The 15,686-nt window shown below is 46.2% G+C and carries 15 protein-coding genes, 16 tRNA genes and 1 rRNA gene; 26 read left to right on the forward strand and 6 right to left on the reverse strand.

Annotated elements, in window-relative coordinates:
- The 17 genes from AC0LWN_RS13485 to AC0LWN_RS13565 all read left to right on the forward strand — a co-directional run.
- Positions 1-139: ribosomal RNA gene (locus AC0LWN_RS13485) — 23S ribosomal RNA — on the forward strand; the annotation flags it as partial.
- A gap of 65 nt (positions 140-204) precedes the next feature.
- Positions 205-280: transfer RNA gene (locus AC0LWN_RS13490), tRNA-Asn, on the forward strand.
- A 3-nt stretch (positions 281-283) separates the two neighbouring features.
- Positions 284-376: transfer RNA gene (locus tag AC0LWN_RS13495), tRNA-Ser, on the forward strand.
- A 14-nt stretch (positions 377-390) separates the two neighbouring features.
- Positions 391-465 (forward strand) — tRNA-Glu (locus tag AC0LWN_RS13500).
- Positions 466-521: 56 nt separating this feature from the next.
- Positions 522-597, forward strand: a tRNA-Val gene (locus tag AC0LWN_RS13505).
- A 15-nt stretch (positions 598-612) separates the two neighbouring features.
- Positions 613-689, forward strand: a tRNA-Met gene (locus AC0LWN_RS13510).
- Positions 690-693: 4 nt separating this feature from the next.
- A tRNA-Asp gene (locus tag AC0LWN_RS13515) sits at positions 694-771 on the forward strand.
- A 137-nt stretch (positions 772-908) separates the two neighbouring features.
- Positions 909-984 (forward strand) — tRNA-Phe (locus AC0LWN_RS13520).
- Positions 985-1,004: 20 nt separating this feature from the next.
- Positions 1,005-1,080, forward strand: a tRNA-Thr gene (locus AC0LWN_RS13525).
- 5 nt (positions 1,081-1,085) lie between these two features.
- Positions 1,086-1,171 (forward strand) — tRNA-Tyr (locus AC0LWN_RS13530).
- A 5-nt stretch (positions 1,172-1,176) separates the two neighbouring features.
- A tRNA-Trp gene (locus AC0LWN_RS13535) sits at positions 1,177-1,250 on the forward strand.
- Positions 1,251-1,268: 18 nt separating this feature from the next.
- Positions 1,269-1,344, forward strand: a tRNA-His gene (locus AC0LWN_RS13540).
- Positions 1,345-1,382: 38 nt separating this feature from the next.
- A tRNA-His gene (locus tag AC0LWN_RS13545) sits at positions 1,383-1,458 on the forward strand.
- Positions 1,459-1,481: 23 nt separating this feature from the next.
- Positions 1,482-1,556 (forward strand) — tRNA-Gln (locus AC0LWN_RS13550).
- 5 nt (positions 1,557-1,561) lie between these two features.
- A tRNA-Gly gene (locus tag AC0LWN_RS13555) sits at positions 1,562-1,636 on the forward strand.
- A gap of 8 nt (positions 1,637-1,644) precedes the next feature.
- Positions 1,645-1,718 (forward strand) — tRNA-Cys (locus tag AC0LWN_RS13560).
- A 36-nt stretch (positions 1,719-1,754) separates the two neighbouring features.
- Positions 1,755-1,836 (forward strand) — tRNA-Leu (locus AC0LWN_RS13565).
- Positions 1,837-1,882: 46 nt separating this feature from the next.
- On the opposite strand, the gene AC0LWN_RS13570 is transcribed toward AC0LWN_RS13565, so the two are convergent.
- The 3 genes from AC0LWN_RS13570 to AC0LWN_RS13580 all read right to left on the reverse strand — a co-directional run bounded on the left by AC0LWN_RS13570 (position 1,883) and on the right by AC0LWN_RS13580 (position 4,866).
- The gene (locus AC0LWN_RS13570) at positions 1,883-2,425 is read right to left on the reverse strand and encodes a site-specific integrase (RefSeq protein WP_474666085.1); all 543 of its coding nucleotides are present in this window, start codon (positions 2,423-2,425) and stop codon (positions 1,883-1,885) included.
- A 152-nt stretch (positions 2,426-2,577) separates the two neighbouring features.
- On the reverse strand, positions 2,578-3,819 hold the full coding sequence (locus AC0LWN_RS13575; protein ID WP_474666087.1) for a CynX/NimT family MFS transporter: 1,242 nt from the start codon (positions 3,817-3,819) through the stop codon (positions 2,578-2,580).
- A gap of 375 nt (positions 3,820-4,194) precedes the next feature.
- The gene (locus AC0LWN_RS13580) at positions 4,195-4,866 is read right to left on the reverse strand and encodes a FadR/GntR family transcriptional regulator (protein ID WP_474666089.1); all 672 of its coding nucleotides are present in this window, start codon (positions 4,864-4,866) and stop codon (positions 4,195-4,197) included.
- A gap of 340 nt (positions 4,867-5,206) precedes the next feature.
- On the opposite strand from AC0LWN_RS13580, the gene AC0LWN_RS13585 reads away from it, so the two are divergent.
- The 6 genes from AC0LWN_RS13585 to AC0LWN_RS13610 all read left to right on the forward strand — a co-directional run bounded on the left by AC0LWN_RS13585 (position 5,207) and on the right by AC0LWN_RS13610 (position 10,245).
- Positions 5,207-5,734 carry a MarR family transcriptional regulator gene (locus AC0LWN_RS13585; protein WP_474666091.1) on the forward strand — a complete coding sequence of 176 codons (528 nt, stop codon included), beginning with the start codon at positions 5,207-5,209 and terminating at the stop codon, positions 5,732-5,734.
- Complete coding sequence (sufC, locus tag AC0LWN_RS13590) at positions 5,715-6,494, forward strand: Fe-S cluster assembly ATPase SufC (RefSeq protein WP_474666093.1); 780 nt, start codon at positions 5,715-5,717, stop codon at positions 6,492-6,494. The genes AC0LWN_RS13585 and sufC overlap by 20 nt, the downstream gene beginning before the upstream one ends.
- Before the next feature lie 23 nt (positions 6,495-6,517).
- The gene (sufD, locus tag AC0LWN_RS13595) at positions 6,518-7,825 is read left to right on the forward strand and encodes a Fe-S cluster assembly protein SufD (RefSeq protein ID WP_474666095.1); all 1,308 of its coding nucleotides are present in this window, start codon (positions 6,518-6,520) and stop codon (positions 7,823-7,825) included.
- Positions 7,826-7,868: 43 nt separating this feature from the next.
- A complete protein-coding gene (gene sufB, locus AC0LWN_RS13600; RefSeq protein WP_474666097.1) occupies positions 7,869-9,266 on the forward strand; it encodes a Fe-S cluster assembly protein SufB in 1,398 nt (465 codons plus the stop codon).
- Positions 9,267-9,587: 321 nt separating this feature from the next.
- Positions 9,588-9,827, forward strand: coding sequence for a NifU family protein (locus tag AC0LWN_RS13605; RefSeq protein WP_038596501.1), 240 nt, complete (start codon positions 9,588-9,590; stop codon positions 9,825-9,827).
- A 223-nt stretch (positions 9,828-10,050) separates the two neighbouring features.
- Positions 10,051-10,245 (forward strand): hypothetical protein, encoded by a 195-nt coding sequence (locus AC0LWN_RS13610; RefSeq protein ID WP_474666099.1) that lies wholly within the window; start codon positions 10,051-10,053, stop codon positions 10,243-10,245.
- 5 nt (positions 10,246-10,250) lie between these two features.
- Here AC0LWN_RS13610 and AC0LWN_RS13615 read toward each other — a convergent pair whose 3' ends face one another.
- Together AC0LWN_RS13615 and AC0LWN_RS13620 are read right to left on the reverse strand one after the other, a co-directional pair.
- Positions 10,251-10,400, reverse strand: coding sequence for a hypothetical protein (locus AC0LWN_RS13615; protein ID WP_474666101.1), 150 nt, complete (start codon positions 10,398-10,400; stop codon positions 10,251-10,253).
- Between the two features lie 28 nt (positions 10,401-10,428).
- Positions 10,429-10,635, reverse strand: a complete 207-nt coding sequence (locus tag AC0LWN_RS13620; RefSeq protein WP_474666103.1) for an alpha/beta hydrolase family protein — start codon at positions 10,633-10,635, stop codon at positions 10,429-10,431.
- Positions 10,636-10,696: 61 nt separating this feature from the next.
- On the opposite strand from AC0LWN_RS13620, the gene AC0LWN_RS13625 reads away from it, so the two are divergent.
- On the forward strand, positions 10,697-10,900 hold the full coding sequence (locus tag AC0LWN_RS13625) for a hypothetical protein (RefSeq protein WP_474666105.1): 204 nt from the start codon (positions 10,697-10,699) through the stop codon (positions 10,898-10,900).
- A gap of 387 nt (positions 10,901-11,287) precedes the next feature.
- On the opposite strand, the gene AC0LWN_RS13630 is transcribed toward AC0LWN_RS13625, so the two are convergent.
- Complete coding sequence (locus tag AC0LWN_RS13630) at positions 11,288-13,579, reverse strand: glycoside hydrolase family 65 protein (RefSeq protein ID WP_474666107.1); 2,292 nt, start codon at positions 13,577-13,579, stop codon at positions 11,288-11,290.
- Positions 13,580-13,714: 135 nt separating this feature from the next.
- Between AC0LWN_RS13630 and AC0LWN_RS13635 the strand changes: the two genes are divergently transcribed.
- Positions 13,715-14,440, forward strand: a complete 726-nt coding sequence (locus AC0LWN_RS13635; RefSeq protein ID WP_474666109.1) for a helix-turn-helix domain-containing protein — start codon at positions 13,715-13,717, stop codon at positions 14,438-14,440.
- An 88-nt stretch (positions 14,441-14,528) separates the two neighbouring features.
- The gene (locus AC0LWN_RS13640) at positions 14,529-15,539 is read left to right on the forward strand and encodes a LacI family DNA-binding transcriptional regulator (RefSeq protein ID WP_474666111.1); all 1,011 of its coding nucleotides are present in this window, start codon (positions 14,529-14,531) and stop codon (positions 15,537-15,539) included.
- Positions 15,540-15,686: the final 147 nt, after the last annotated feature.

Consider the following 15,686-nt stretch of genomic DNA (forward strand, 5'->3'; position numbering starts at 1 on the left):
ATCTAAGCGTGAAGCCCCCCTCAAGATGAGATTTCCCAGCATGTAAGACCCCTTGAAGACGACGAGGTAGATAGGTTGGAGGTGGAAGCACGGTAACGTGTGGAGCTGACCAATACTAATCGGTCGAGGGCTTATCCAAAACACTAAAACGCAGATTTCGTTTCGGATTCAGTTTTCAGGCGATCAAGCGTCTGATATGAATATTCCCTGATAGCTCAGTTGGTAGAGCACTCGACTGTTAATCGAGTTGTCACAGGTTCGAGTCCTGTTCGGGGAGCCATATGGAGAGGTGTCCGAGTTTGGCCGAAGGAGCACGATTGGAAATCGTGTAGGCGCCACAAGCGTCTCGAGGGTTCGAATCCCTCTCTCTCCGCCACTATTTTACAGCAAGGCCCGTTGGTCAAGGGGTTAAGACACCTCCCTTTCACGGAGGTAACATGGGTTCGAATCCCATACGGGTCACCATTTCTTCACTTGATTTTGATGTGCAGAATTTGGTAAAATAACATTTGTTGATTTATGGAGGCTTAGCTCAGCTGGGAGAGCATCTGCCTTACAAGCAGAGGGTCGGGGGTTCGAACCCCTCAGCCTCCACCATAGATTGATTACTGACGCGGGGTGGAGCAGCCCGGTAGCTCGTCGGGCTCATAACCCGAAGGCCGCAGGTTCAAATCCTGCCCCCGCAACCAATATGGAACCGTGGTGTAGTTGGCCTAACATGCCTGCCTGTCACGCAGGAGATCGCGGGTTCGAATCCCGTCGGTTCCGCCATCAGCATTACTTCAGGGATGAGAATCCATAAAAGGGTTCGTTGGAGCATAAGCTTCGTTAGCAATACATCGCAATCTCGTAACGAAGTGAAGAGTATCCCGTCGGTTCCGCCATCAGATGGCTTAAATAATTTATATGGCTCGGTAGCTCAGTCGGTAGAGCAAAGGACTGAAAATCCTTGTGTCGGCGGTTCGATTCCGTCCCGCGCCACCATTTTTCTTACAACTTAATATGCCGGTGTAGCTCAATTGGTAGAGCAACTGACTTGTAATCAGTAGGTTGGGGGTTCAAGTCCTCTCGCCGGCACCACCCGTGGAGGCTTAGCGAAGTGGCCAAACGCATCAGACTGTAAATCTGCTCACGTACGTGTTCGGTGGTTCGAATCCATCAGCCTCCACCATCTTTAGGGGCATAGTTTAAAGGTAGAACAACGGTCTCCAAAACCGTTGGTGTGGGTTCAATTCCTGCTGCCCCTGCCATTTTAATAATTCAATAAGGCGGTCGTGGCGAAGGGGTTAACGCACCGGATTGTGGCTCCGGCATTCGTGGGTTCAAGTCCCATCGATCGCCCCATATACCGTAAATTGAATATTAATTGAATAAATATTATGGCGGTCGTGGCGAAGGGGTTAACGCACCGGATTGTGGCTCCGGCACTCGTGGGTTCAAGTCCCATCGATCGCCCCATAAATTTAACAAATGAATAATGTTGGGGATTAGCCAAGCGGTAAGGCAACGGACTTTGACTCCGTCATGCATAGGTTCAAATCCTATATCCCCAGCCATTTATGCGGACGTGGCTCAGCGGTAGAGCATCGCCTTGCCAAGGCGAGGGTCGCGGGTTCGATTCCCGTCGTCCGCTCCATTTTTTATGGCGCCATAGCCAAGTGGTAAGGCACAGCTCTGCAAAAGCTCTATCCCCAGTTCGAATCTGGGTGGCGCCTCCATTTTATAATGGAACTTATTATATTCGTAAGATATATGCCGGCGTGGCGGAATGGCAGACGCGCTCGACTCAAAATCGAGTGGGAAACCGTGGAGGTTCGAGTCCTCTCGCCGGTACCATATTAGCAATCAATCGTTCATTAGAGATAATTTCTAATGAGCTTTTTTATATTTTTATTACTTCATTCATTGTATTAGCTGAAGAAACTTTGGAGCTGAACTCCAAGTGAGAATATATATTTGCTGTGGTTGAGTAATCACTATGGCCCAACCATTCCTGGACTTCCTTCATACTCGCACCGTTTGCCAACAACAAGCTGGCGCAACTATGACGAAGATCATGAAAGCGAATGTGTGGCATGCCATTCTTTTTTAAGACAAGAGCAAAATGTTGTGAGATATAGTCAGGTTTGATTCGATTCCCTAAAGCATCTACATAAATATAACCCAGATAATCCGTACAGTAAGAATCGTTGTACAGTTGTTGGTTTGTTGTTTGCTGCTGCTTTATGAACATCAGAAGGTTATAGAAGGTGTCAACAAGAGGAAGCGTACGGCGACGTGCCTTGTTTTTAGTACGATCCTTCTCAACCGTGATAAGCTTACCATTTAGTGAACTTGTAGTAATCGTATGCTTTACAACCTCACTTCGTCTTAGCCCATAAAAAGCGGCCAGAATTATGGCAAGCTCAACCTTGGTTCCTCGCACAATTTCTAAAAAGTTGATTGACTTGAGAGGAATTATAAGAACTGCTGGAAAATGCTTCCTTTTTAGAGCGTATGACTTTGTCGGCTGGGTTTGTGTGAATACGTTCCGTAATAAATGCGTGCTGATGTGTTCAAACCTTTTCTATCATAGTCCTACTTCGCAGTACCAACAAATTGATTTCTAGCTGCACCCAGACCAACGATACCGAGTAGGGCAGAAGCGCCAACCAATATCAGGAGTGGAAGGCTCCAACTATGAGTGGCATCATGCAAGTATCCAATCAGCGCTGGGCCAATTGCGGCCAGTAGATATCCGATGGATTGGGCCATACCCGATAATTCAGCTGCCTGATGGGCACTTTGGGTACGCAAGCCGAAAAACATCATAGACAACCCAAAGGCAAAGCCCACTCCAATACCTAGAATAATAACCCAAAATGAAACCAGATGGATACTGCTATAGAGAAGTCCAAGTGTTCCAATCAAAAGCAGAATTGTTGTAATAACCACTAACAACCGTTGGTTAGGTATGCGCCCAGCTATAACAGGAACGATAAATCCAAAGGGGAGCGAAGCTATAATCAGAATCGAGAGAAACCAGCCTGATTGGCTTGAGCTGATGCCCTGATCTTTTAGTATTTCAGGCAGCCATGCCACCAGCACATAAAAAATGGTCGATTGTATTCCCATATAAAGAGTTACCTGCCAAGCCAATGGAGAGCGCCATATATTGATCTGATGGTTGTTCCCTGCACTGCTCTCAACAGCGGCTGGTTTCGCTGGAGCCTTGAGTTGCGGTACCCAAAAGAGAATGGAGATGACGCTAAGTATCCCCCATACTCCCAAGGCACCTTGCCAGTTCAAGCCTGCCCCCACAGCTAAGGGAACACTAATTCCCGAAGCAATCGCCCCGCATAGATTCATGGAAACAGAATAAACCCCTGTCATAGTACCCATTTGCTGCGGAAATTCCCGTTTAATCAGGCTCGGCAGTAATACATTACATATGGTAATAGCAAACCCCAGAACTGCGGTTCCAACATACAAGGTCACCGCCCCGGATAACGAGCGAACAGCGATACCCATGGTCAAGAAAATAAGGGAAATCAGGATAATACGTTCTACACCATATTTTCGTCCTAATTTTGGTATAAAAGGTGATAACAATGCAAATGCAATCAGTGGAACTGTGGTAATCAGGCCTGCTAAGGTATTTGAAATATGCACGTTCTCCCGAATAATACTGACTAATGGTCCCACCGATGTGAGGGGAGCACGCAAATTTGCTGCAATAAAAATAATTCCTAAGATCATGAACCAGAATGTCGCTTGCCTGCGAATTCCGGTATTGGATATTGCATTCTGTTTTTTTAACAATTGTTCTGATGAACTCATAAGGGTTCCTCCTACGCTTTAGTTTTAAGTTAATTAATCGTCAATTTCATCCGTGTGGAAGAAGTACCCTTAAGAAGGGGATACATTGCATGTTGCTAAATTGTGCGTGATATAGTCGATTGTAATGTCCAGCAGCAGCATGAAGCTTACCATAAGCAATAATCTCACGGATGCTTCCAGAAAATAAATAGACATCCTGTTGGACAATCCCGATATTGCTCTGAAGGCAGGCCTGCAATCACCGCACAGATGAAGTCTAATAAAAAAAGCTTTTTGTGTGGTCGATCATCAGAGAAAATAGCTTCGTAGCACGTTGATAAGCCCCAATACTGCTATTCTTGGGACTATTCGTACTCGTTCGTTTGAGTGCTTCATTTAGCATAGTTTAGCACGGGCCTTCTCAATGTATAAACGAACAGCCTCCTCGGCCTGATGGCAATCCTGATTGACAATGGCTTGATAAAGCAGGTCATGTGAGTCGTGATAGAAAGCTACATTTTTGAAGTCCTTCGTTTCCAAAACCATGTTTTCCAGCGCCTCGGAAATATGATTGTACAAATTCACCATCAATTGGTTATGTGAAGCAGCAATCACCATTTTGTGAAACTCGACATCCCAGTGAGCATAAGCTTTGAGATCCTGCTGGCTGGCTGCTTGTCTGCACTGGTCCAAGCATGTCCGAATCGCCTTCAAATCTTCTTCGTCTCTCCTGAACGTAGCCAGGGCAGCAGCCTCTCTTTCCAATGCATATCGGACCTCCAGGCTCTCAAGCATATCGGTATGCTGAATCACTTTTTCAATCACTGACCCCAAAACACTTGAGGAGCAGACATAGGTCCCATCCCCTTGTCTGGTCTTCAGTAGACCCACATACGTTAAAGCCCGAATGGCTTCCCTCAAGGTATTACGGCTGACTTGAAGCTGTTCCATTAGCACGGGCTCTGGAGGAATACGCATCCCTACTTGCCATTCACCGTTTTCGATCTTCCCCTGGATCTGGTAGGCCACCTGTTCAACCAAGGTTAAGCGTTGAGTCTGAGTTAACAAGAGCATCATTCCTTTACAAAACGTAGGATGTTTGGTATTTCGGAAGTATTATATCATAATGACTTTTGACTTGAAAAGATGAAATTGATAATGATTATCATCATTTTTTTCAGGGAATCCATTGGAAAAGTAGATGAACTGCCGGGATAAAAGCAATTGTCAACTGTTGTTTGCAATCTTCATCAACTGTTCCTCCGGAATTACATCTCACTGAAATTAAATGATATTGATTATCAATATCAATTGTGTTATTCTTCTTTTTGTTCAGTAGTGAACAAAAAATAACAATTTATTGCTGACACTGAACTTGGTCTGCAACTACTACAAGAGAGGGGAGATTGTGAAATTGGAGTTTCAACATGATTTTAAAGGTCATCTTTACGAGCAATATATTAGAATGTTGCATCTGAATGAACTGTATACTGAACAAGAATTTAACTCGTTTCGGCAACTGGCCAGAAAGTACCAGATTGACATGCTCTCCAACAATATCACTAGTGTACACGTTATTGATTGCATTGGTGATTATGAACCGATAAATCATACCGGGATTGTGGAGAAGATGGGGTTGTCCAAAGCAAGCATTACTAATATTAGTACAAAGCTGCTGGAAATGGGCTTTATTATGAGAAGTCAACTGAACAATAATCGTAAGGAGATTTATTTTAGTCTAACGGATAAGGGGAGACATGTTTATCATTTGCATAAAAAGCTACATCAAGAAAAAGAAGAAAGTTTTTACCGATTTATTGAATCCTATTCAGAGGCTGAGTTACAGACTATCGGAAAATTTATGAGTGATTTGTTGGCGCGTGCCGAAGAAAACTACGGAAGGGAAGTATGGGAGAATGACGACCTTAAAGATTGAGGAATTAAGAAGCAAGATTGAAGGGAAAGAAATTTTAAAAGGGCTCACATTGGAGATTCATGGCGGAGAGATTCATGCGATTATGGGGCCTAATGGGACGGGGAAAAGTACGTTGGCTTCGGCTTTAATGGGCCATCCCAAATATGAGGTTACTGACGGCAAGGTGACATTAGACAATGAAGATCTTCTGGAGATGGAGGTGGATGAGCGTGCCCGGGCAGGCTTGTTCCTCGCTATGCAATACCCAAGTGAAATTGCCGGCGTGACGAACTCGGACTTTCTCAGAAGTGCCATCAATGCACGGCGTGACGAAGGCGAGGAGATATCATTAATCCGTTTTATCCGTAAAATGGAGAGCAAAATGAAGGGGCTGGAGATGAATCCGGAATTCGCGCATCGTTATTTGAATGAGGGATTTTCCGGCGGTGAAAAAAAGCGGAATGAGATTTTGCAAATGATGCTGCTTGAACCCAAGCTTGTGATTTTGGATGAAGTAGATTCCGGGCTTGATATTGATGCACTGCGTATTGTGGCTAATGGTGTAAATGAGATGCGCAGCCCGGATAGAGGTTTTTTAATCATCACTCATTATCAACGTCTGTTGAATTATATTACCCCGGATTTTGTGCATGTCATGATGCAAGGTCGGATTGTCAAATCTGGCGGCCCGGAGCTTGCCCACCGTTTGGAGGCTGAAGGGTACGATTGGGTGAAAGAGGAGCTTGGGATTACGGATGAGACGGTAGGCGAGGAAGTTTAGAAGCTGAAGAGGAGGAAAAGCAAGTGGGTATACAAGCAAGAATTTCAATGAATACGAACGCTTTACGCGCCTGGTCAAGTGCTAAGGATGAACCTCGTTGGCTGCTTGAACGCCGTCTTCGGGCACTCGAGCTGGCAGGGACGTTGGAACTGCCTAAAGTGGTGAAAATCAAGCTTGAAAAATGGGATATCTATGAAAGTGGAGATTATAAAGCTGAGAATGCGTGGTTAGGTTTGGAAGATGCGCCGGAGGCTGTTCGAGGTTTGGTTGCTTCTCCAGTGAAAGGCGGACTGATCGTCCAATTCAATTCGGATGTAGTGTATACGAAATTGTCCGAGAGCTTAGCCGCCCAGGGAGTAATTTTAACGGACCTGCATACTGCAGCAAAAGAGCATGAGGAGTTGGTTCAACGTTATCTCTTTCAGGCAGTGAAGCCGGAAGAGCATAGTTTATCTGCTGCACACAGTGCCTTATGGAGTGGTGGCGTATTTCTTTATGTCCCTGACGGTGTAGAGGTTGAAGCGCCCATTCAAGCGATCTTTCTTAACGATACAAGCGGTGTGTGTTTTGCTCCTCACATCTTAATTGTGGCAGGGAGCAACAGCAAGATCATTTATGTGGATAATTGTGTATCGAGCGGGGATGATGTCAAGGTATTGCATAACGGTGTGATGGAGGTCTTTGCGGGAGCGGGCTCAAAGGTGCAAGTAGCTTCGGTGCATCAGCTTGCTGCAGCAACAACAGATTTCACCCAGCGGCGGGCGGTCGTTCTTGCTGATGGCAGTGTGGAATGGATTATCGGTGAGATGAACAATGGCTATACCGCCAGCGATACCAAGACTCTGCTTCAAGGCAGCGGGTCGGTCTCCGACACTAAGGTGATTGCTATTGGCACGGGTAATCAAAAATTGAGCTATACAACTCAAGCCCGCCATTTTGGCAGAAGCTCGGTGAGCCAAATGATTACGCGTGCAGTCATGCTTGAAGAAGCTACAGCGATTATCAACGGTATTACAAAGATTGAAAAAGGTGCAACCAATTGTGATGGTCAGCAAACAGAACGCGTGCTTATGTTAAGTCCTAAAGCACGCGGCGATGCCAATCCAATCCTGCTGATAGATGAAGATGATGTAACCGCCGGTCATGCTGCATCCGTGGGGCAAGTAAATGCAGAACAAATCTATTATCTGATGTCGCGCGGGATATCACGGAGTGAAGCCGAATATCTTGTTATTTTCGGATTCCTCGCTCCTGTCATTTCGGAGATCCCGCTGGAGGGTGTTCGCAGTCGCCTACAAGATTTAGTGGAGAGCAAGCTCGGCAGATCATAGCAAATCAAAATAAGTCTTGAAAGGTAAAAAAGGAGTGATACTAATGGCTAAAAAAGCGCCGGATATGGGCGAATATAAATATGGGTTTCGCGACAAGCACCAGTCTATTTTTCAATCTGGAAAAGGTCTGACTGAAGAGATCGTCCGGGAAATTTCCCGAATCAAGGAAGAGCCGGAGTGGATGCTCGATTTTCGGCTGAAAGCTTTGAAACAATTCTACAAAATGCCGATGCCTGGGTGGGGAGCGGATTTGTCCGGACTAAATCTTGATAACATCCAATATTACGTTCGCCCTTCTGAAAAACAGGGAAAGACCTGGGAGGAGGTTCCTTCCGAGATCAAAGCAACTTTTGACAAGCTGGGGATTCCTGAAGCGGAGCAAAAGTTCCTGGCGGGCGTATCCGCTCAATACGAGTCGGAAGTAGTCTATCATAGTATGCGGAAAGAACTGGAGGATCAGGGCGTTATTTTCCTTGATACGGATACCGCATTAAAGCAATACCCCGAAGTGTTTAAGCAATATTTTGGAACGATCATCCCTCCCGCCGACAATAAATTTGCGGCGCTTAACAGTGCGGTTTGGTCAGGCGGCAGCTTTGTATACATTCCGAGGGGCGTTCAGTGTGAGGTTCCTATACAAGGGTATTTCCGTATTAATTCTGAAAATATGGGCCAATTCGAGCGGACATTAATTATTGCCGAAGAGGGCAGCTTTGTCCATTATGTTGAAGGATGTACAGCACCTATTTATAGTACCAGTTCTCTGCATAGCGGAGTTATTGAAATTATTTGCCGGAAAGATTCCCGTGTCCGTTACACGACAATTCAGAATTGGGCTCCTAATATCTACAACCTGGTAACCCAAAGGGCTGTGGCAGAGGAAAACGCCACAATGGAATGGGTGGACGGCAACATCGGCTCCAAGGTGACAATGAAGTATCCGGCTGTATTATTGAAAGGTCGGGGAGCCAAGGGGGCCATCCTGTCTATTGCCGTAGCCGGTAAAGATCAGCATCAAGATGCCGGCGCGAAGGTCATTCACCTTGCTCCCGAGACAACATCTACGATTATATCTAAATCCATCAGCAAGCAGGGCGGCAAAGTAAACTACCGGGGATTGTCCAGTTTCAGCCGTGATTCCGCAGGGTCCAAGTCCAATATTAAGTGCGATACGTTGATTTTGGACAACCTCTCAACATCAGATACAATTCCGTACAATGAAATTAAAAACGATCAGATAACTTTGGAGCACGAGGCAACAGTATCCAAAGTGTCCGAAGAGCAATTATTTTACTTAATGAGCCGCGGGCTTACAGAACAAGATGCCACACAAATGATTGTAATGGGCTTTATTGAGCCGTTTACCAAAGAATTGCCGATGGAATATGCCGTTGAAATGAATCGGCTGATTCAATTTGAGATGGAAGGAAGCATCGGTTGATTCATTAATTAAATAGACCAAACCTTTATCGCTTTTTAAAAAGGTACGAGGTGTTAGTAATGAAGAAAAATAATTCGGACAATTCAGAACTAGCTCAAATTACCCGAGAGCTACGGAAACTTCAGTTCTACTTCAATATGCTGTCAGGAATAAGCGCAAGTTGTGGTGTAATGATACCTTTAGACTCTATTTATACGGCTATAAGGGAACTTTCGGATCAAGAGGCCATTCTTAGGCAAAAAGCAAAGGATCACTCAGACTATCCAGGGTGAAAAAATGCTTGAATTGATTGTTGGTAAAACAATGAGAGGAGCTGGCATAATGGAGGAGAATGGAATTTTATTCGATGAAGTATCGGAAGTGCTTCTCAAACTACGTCCTTTTTTACTACGTGACGGTGGGGATGCTGAACTTGTCGAAGTTGAGAACGGTATAGCCAAATTAAGATTTTTGGGAGCTTGCAACGGTTGCCCAAGTGCTACGATTACGTTAAAGGCCGCTATTGAGCGCGCAATTCTTGAAGAAATCGATGATATTAAAGAAGTTGTACAAGTATTCTAAATTTCTTTTACAGAAACGACTTTAAAAACATCCTTAAGATAAACGTTCTACAGATTTAGTAAAGAGGCTGTTATACAAATCCGCATAGAAGGTGTTGTGGGAAAGGAACTCTTCATGGGTTCCTTTTTGCCATCCCATTCGGAATATAATGCCTGACAAACACCTAAAGATTTGATTTTGAATACCAAAGTAGAGAACTGTAGAGGTAAAGGGGAGGGACAAAATGACATATACTTTTATGGATATAGCTTCCGATCAAAGGGTTTCTTATCTTGAGGCGATTCAAGCGGGTCACTTCGTTGCCCGTCTATTTTCTGGTGATACTAAAGTACTTCTTGAACGTGTTGCAAAGCACATCAACGGACCACACGCGCAACAATTAGTACGCCGTATACGCGAAAACCCAAAACGTATTTAAAACAATCACCCATTAGCTATGTCGAAAAAGTCCCTTGATCCCATAGGCAACGTCATGGACTGCATCGCTTTCATTTGAAGGGCTTGGAAGGTTTCCTTACCAAAGAAAGTATGAGCTTTTTTCACCATTTCATTAATCATTGCGTCATTTTCCATTAACGACTCCCAAGGCGGTTTCTTGTAATTATCGACTTGTCATATAGCCACCGTAGCTGCCATTAGCTACACCCAAACAATTAGGATCTAGCTTGCCTTGTAATAGGATGGTATCTACCGCTGTCATTAAGTCTATATAATCATAATGATCCCAGTCACCACGAAATGGTAGAAGCAAAATCCGATCTATACCCCATACTCCTACGCGGATTCGTATAAATAACGGCAAAGCCATTCGAAGCTAATAGCTGAAACTCAAAGAATAAAACATAACTATACATGAGCATCGGACCACCGTGCTCTATCCATTCCTGATTCACATTTGTAAGCTGCCGGTCGTTGGTAATGATTCCATTCGTGATGTCATTGAGTTGATTCGGCTGCTCAATCCCAAAGCACATGGACAGATTGCCTTGCGGGTCGAAATTGACAAGCAGCACTTTTTTTCTTTATTAGGGGGGCGTTTTCCCGGTGCCGCCTTTTTTGGTTTGCAATGGTGATTACTGTTGTGTTGGACATATTAAAACCCTCCCGGGAACATGTGTTCCATTAATTTGTCAATGGCAGGGAGCGGGCTGGTTCTGCTGTAGTTCTTTCCAAGTTCTTCCGAACGTCTAAAAATAGCTTCTTTTTTGTAGTGCGCCCGGCAGGCGGGACGTACGAGTGTGCTTATTACAAAGGCTCAGGAGCAGTAGACTTCTCTGCTGCTCCTGGAGGAGCCTACGACGTTTCTTGACATTGCTCACCAGATTGAGCGATGGAGCTTTTTACGGAACGGGATGGAAAGGGGCATACGCTGGTGGTTGTGGTGCATGATTTGAATCATGCAGCCAGATACGCCACACATCTCATTGTGATGAAGAATGGTACGTTGGCAAATGCCTGCTTTAGCTCTCGCTACACGCCTGTCTGACAATGTGATCTGGATAAAGCTCAACCGGCTGTCCATACAAAGTCAACGTTAGAGCGTCGCCCTCCAGCAATTCCAGCTCGACTTCCTTACCACCGATTGTGACTGCGATTAGCCGCCCGCGGAAGGCCAGGCGAAACGCATATTTTGTCCATCCAGCCGGGATCACCGGGGACAGCGACAGCCCGCTCTCTTTCAGTCTCGTTCCGGCAAAGCCGAAGACGATGGCCATCCAGGTTCCGCCCATGTTGGCCATATGCAGGCCATCTTTGGTGTTGCCGTGTGTATTGTCCAGATCAAGCCGGGCTGTCTCGATAAAGTATTCGTAAGCCTTGTCGTGATAGCCGACTTTGGAGGCCATAATGCTGAAAATGCAGGATGACAGAGAGGAGTCATGAGTAGTGATGGCTTCGTAATAGTCATACGAACGCCGGATGGTCTCTTCCGTCTGTTCATCCTCCAGCAAAAAATGGGCCAGCAGTGTATCCGCCTGCTTGCATACCTGATAACGGTATAGCGTCAACGGGTGATAATGCAGCAGCAGCGGGTATTGGTCCTTGGGTGTATTTTCGAAATCCCATACTGCTTTTCGGAGGAAGGTGTCATCCTGTGGGTTGATGCCTAGCTCCTGATCATAGGGAAGCAGCATTGCTTCGGCGGCGTGTCTCCAACTGTTCACTTCTTCCGGGGTAACTCCAAGCCGGCCGAACAATTCTTGTGCAACCTGCTCTTGATAACACTGCAGGATTTCAAAGCTGCGCGCAGCCCATTTCAAATTATGCTTGGCCATGACATTGGTATAGTAATTGTTATTCACCAGGCAGGTGTATTCATCCGGCCCGGTTACCTCGTCGATATGGAAATTTCCCTCGTGGTAATGGCCGATTTCCATCCACAGCCGGGCGGTTTCGAACAGCACTTCAGCCCCGTAGTTCAGCAGAAATTCACGGTCCTCTTCTGCCAGGTAGTACTGGATATAGCTGTAGGCCACGTCTGCACTAATATGATATTGGGCCGTGCCCGATGGGAAGAAGGAGGAGCATTCCGTCCCGGCGATCGTCCGCCAAGGGAACAGCGCACCCCGGGCATGGCCCATTTCCCTGGCCCGATTTCTGGCCTGCTCCAGCTTGGAGTACCGGTACAGCAGAAGCTGCCGGGCCCGCTCCGGGGAGGTCATCAGGAATACGGGCAGCATATAAATTTCCGTATCCCAGAAATAATGCCCTTCGTAGCCTTCGCCTGATAAGCCTTTGGCGGAAATATTGCTGTGCTCGTCGCGACCTGCGGATTGCAATAGCTGGTAAAGGTTGAAACGGATTCCCTCCTGGAGCAATTGGTCATTCTCAATTACCACATCGGATCTTTTCCAGAAATCCTGCAAATACGCCTGCTGCTCTGTCAAAAGATCATCCATCGAAAGCCCTTGAAGCGCTTTCTGAAGTTCGATGCCTTTTTCCACCAAGCGCTCTTCATGACGTAAAGTGTCTGTATATATGTTCCATTTGGTCAGGTGCAGCGGTTCACACAGTTCTGCGGTGGCAGTAACTGTTCCTGCTGTGGCGCCGGCATGTGCGTGGGTCTGCCAGTTTCCTTCCCATTGATGCCGGGTTACACAGCAAGTGCGCAGTGCCGATACGGAAGTCTCATCCTCCACATACAGATATTCTCCTTGTACACTACAGTCTATGACAGACAGGAGTTTGGAATGTCCGGCAGCGACCCGGGGATCATTCGGATTGCTGTAATTGCTGACATCTCCGTTGACCCGGGAAACAACCTTGATCCGGCCCGTAAAATTTATCGGCTCAATGTGAATATCTATAGCGAACAACTCTTTGTGTGTAAAAGATACGAGCCTGCGAAAGCGAAGCTGCAGTTCTTTGCCGGTGGGCGATTTCCAGTGCAGCCTGCGTTCCGAGTACCCTTTGTCCAGATGCAGGATGCGCTCGTAACCGAGAATGCTCTCTTCCGTAAGTGTTACAAGCTCCTCTTCCTCCCCGATATAGATGCGCACATCCTGGGCGTCGATCACGTTAACCAGCTTCTGCTGGGTGTCAGGGAAAGCATACAGCTTTTCACCGTATGGAATGCGGATTACATCGTGATAGGCGTTGAGATACGTCCCGCGGATGCTCTGAATTCCAGAGTCTGCGTAACCTTCCTCGAAGTTGCCGCGCACTCCTAAATAACCGTTCCCTAACGCAAAAATACTTTCAAGATTTAGCAGGGTATCTGCGGAAAGTTCATTACCCAAAATGCTCCAGCTCATCGCCTAATCTCCTCCTGGATCGTTATGGATTGAATTTTAGGTTAGAAAAGCTTAAGATTATACTAAATTATTTATCTTATTATCAAAATCTTTAGGTGGGGGATCAATATGGTTGATGGCGAAGAGGAAATACAGATGCCCACTTTAGGAGTGTCCTCTTATTGGTCAACACGATCCCAGGACCTCAATAGAGAGTTTGTTCATCCGCCTCTGGATTATGAGCATGAGCTGCTGGAAGCGATCCGGATTGGCGATGAGTCACGGGCGATGAGGGCTTTGCGCAAGATTAATGCGCTGGAGGCGGCCACGCTGGCCCGCTATCCGCTCCGTTCCAAGAAGAACGCGATGATTGCCTCCTGCACCTTGTTCACAAGGGCGATCATCCGCGGCGGCGTGAACCCGGAGATGGCTTTTCAATTGAGTGATACGGTTATTCGCGATATTGAGAACACGGATGACCTCGAACGGCTGCTTCTTTTTGAATATGAGATGGTGCTGCAGTTCATAGCCGTTATGAAAAGAGAGAAGGAGACCCTGCACTATTCGCACATTGTGAATTTGTCCATTTATTTTATCCGCGAACATATTTGCCGGGAATTGACGCTGGGAAGGATTGCAGAGTATGTCGGCGTTCACCCATGTTATCTTTCGGACCGTTTCAAACGCGAGATGGGGATGCCCCTTACCGAATTCATCAACCGCCGGAAAATCGAAGAATCCAAGTCCATCCTGATTCACAGCAATCAGTCTATTTCCGACATTTCGCTGATGTTTAAATTTTGCACCCAAAGCTACTATACGCAGTTGTTCAAGCAATACACAGGAAAAACACCCAGACAGTACCGCAAGGAGCGCGGTTGATATGGGCATTTTTGTCTCCTGCCTATGTGTTATAATGAAGACCAGATGAGATACATTGAAAAATAAAAAAAGGATGGGAAAGCCTATAATGGTATCCATAAAAGACGTAGCAAAACATGCCGGTGTTTCGATCTCTGCGGTCTCGAAGACACTCAATGGGTACAGCGATGTAAGTGAGGCAACACGCCGAAAGATACTTGAGGCGGCGCAGGAACTGAATTATTCTCCGAATATGCTAGCCAAGAATCTCAAGCATAAAGTGACGAAGACGATAGCTCTCATTATCTCCAACTTCGAGCAGGCGAACGGTAAGGATGGGGTGGTCTATCAAATTATTAACGGTGTGTATGCCGCCGCTACCCGTTACGGTTATGAAATCGTGATCTATACCCGCAGCCTTTCCGAACAGCAGGATAGATCGTATTGGCAATTCTGCCATGATCACAAAATTGCCGGCGTCGTGATTTCCGGCTTACGGACAACCGACCCTTATTTCGAAGAGCTGATCGACAGCGATATTCCAAGTGTTGTAATTGACGCAGACACTGTCGGGCCGCATGCGGGGTCTGTGATTACAGACAATCTGGAGGCGTCTCGCCGCGCTGTGCATTATTTGATCAGCAAGGGGCATCAGGAAATCGGGCTGATCAATGGCCACCGATACGCTACAGTCAGCATCAAACGGGAGCAGGGATACCGCGAAGCGCTTGAAGAGGCGGGTCTTCCTTTTATTCCGTCACGGGTGGTTGAAGCGGATTTCACTGAGGAAGGCGCTTATGAGCTGGCGGAAGACTATATTGCTGCCAATCCCTTGCTTACGGCGGTCTTTGTCGCCAGCGATCTGATGGCGATTGGACTGATAACGCGCTTCAAGGAGCTGGGACTGCGCGTTCCTGAGGATATCTCGCTTATGGGCTTTGACGACATTGTGCTGTCGAGCTATACAACGCCAAAGCTGTCCACGATCAGGCAGGATTTTGTAGGGCTTGGTTATGCGGCACTGGAGCAAGTGGTAAAGATGCTGGAGAGCAATACACCGGGCTACAATAAAATTCTTCCCTTCAGCATAGTTGACAGAGAGACAATAATGAATTTATAATAAACCCGAAAACGTTTTCGAAACCGCTGTATAAAATAACAGAAAAGTGGTTTTTGCCCGGAATAATCGAAATCGTTTTCGATTTTTTTCATTAATTCGAAAACGATTTCGGCATCGCTTACAGAAATAAGGGCTAAATTTAGGAGA

This window comes from Paenibacillus sp. sgz302115, from assembly GCF_056120445.1.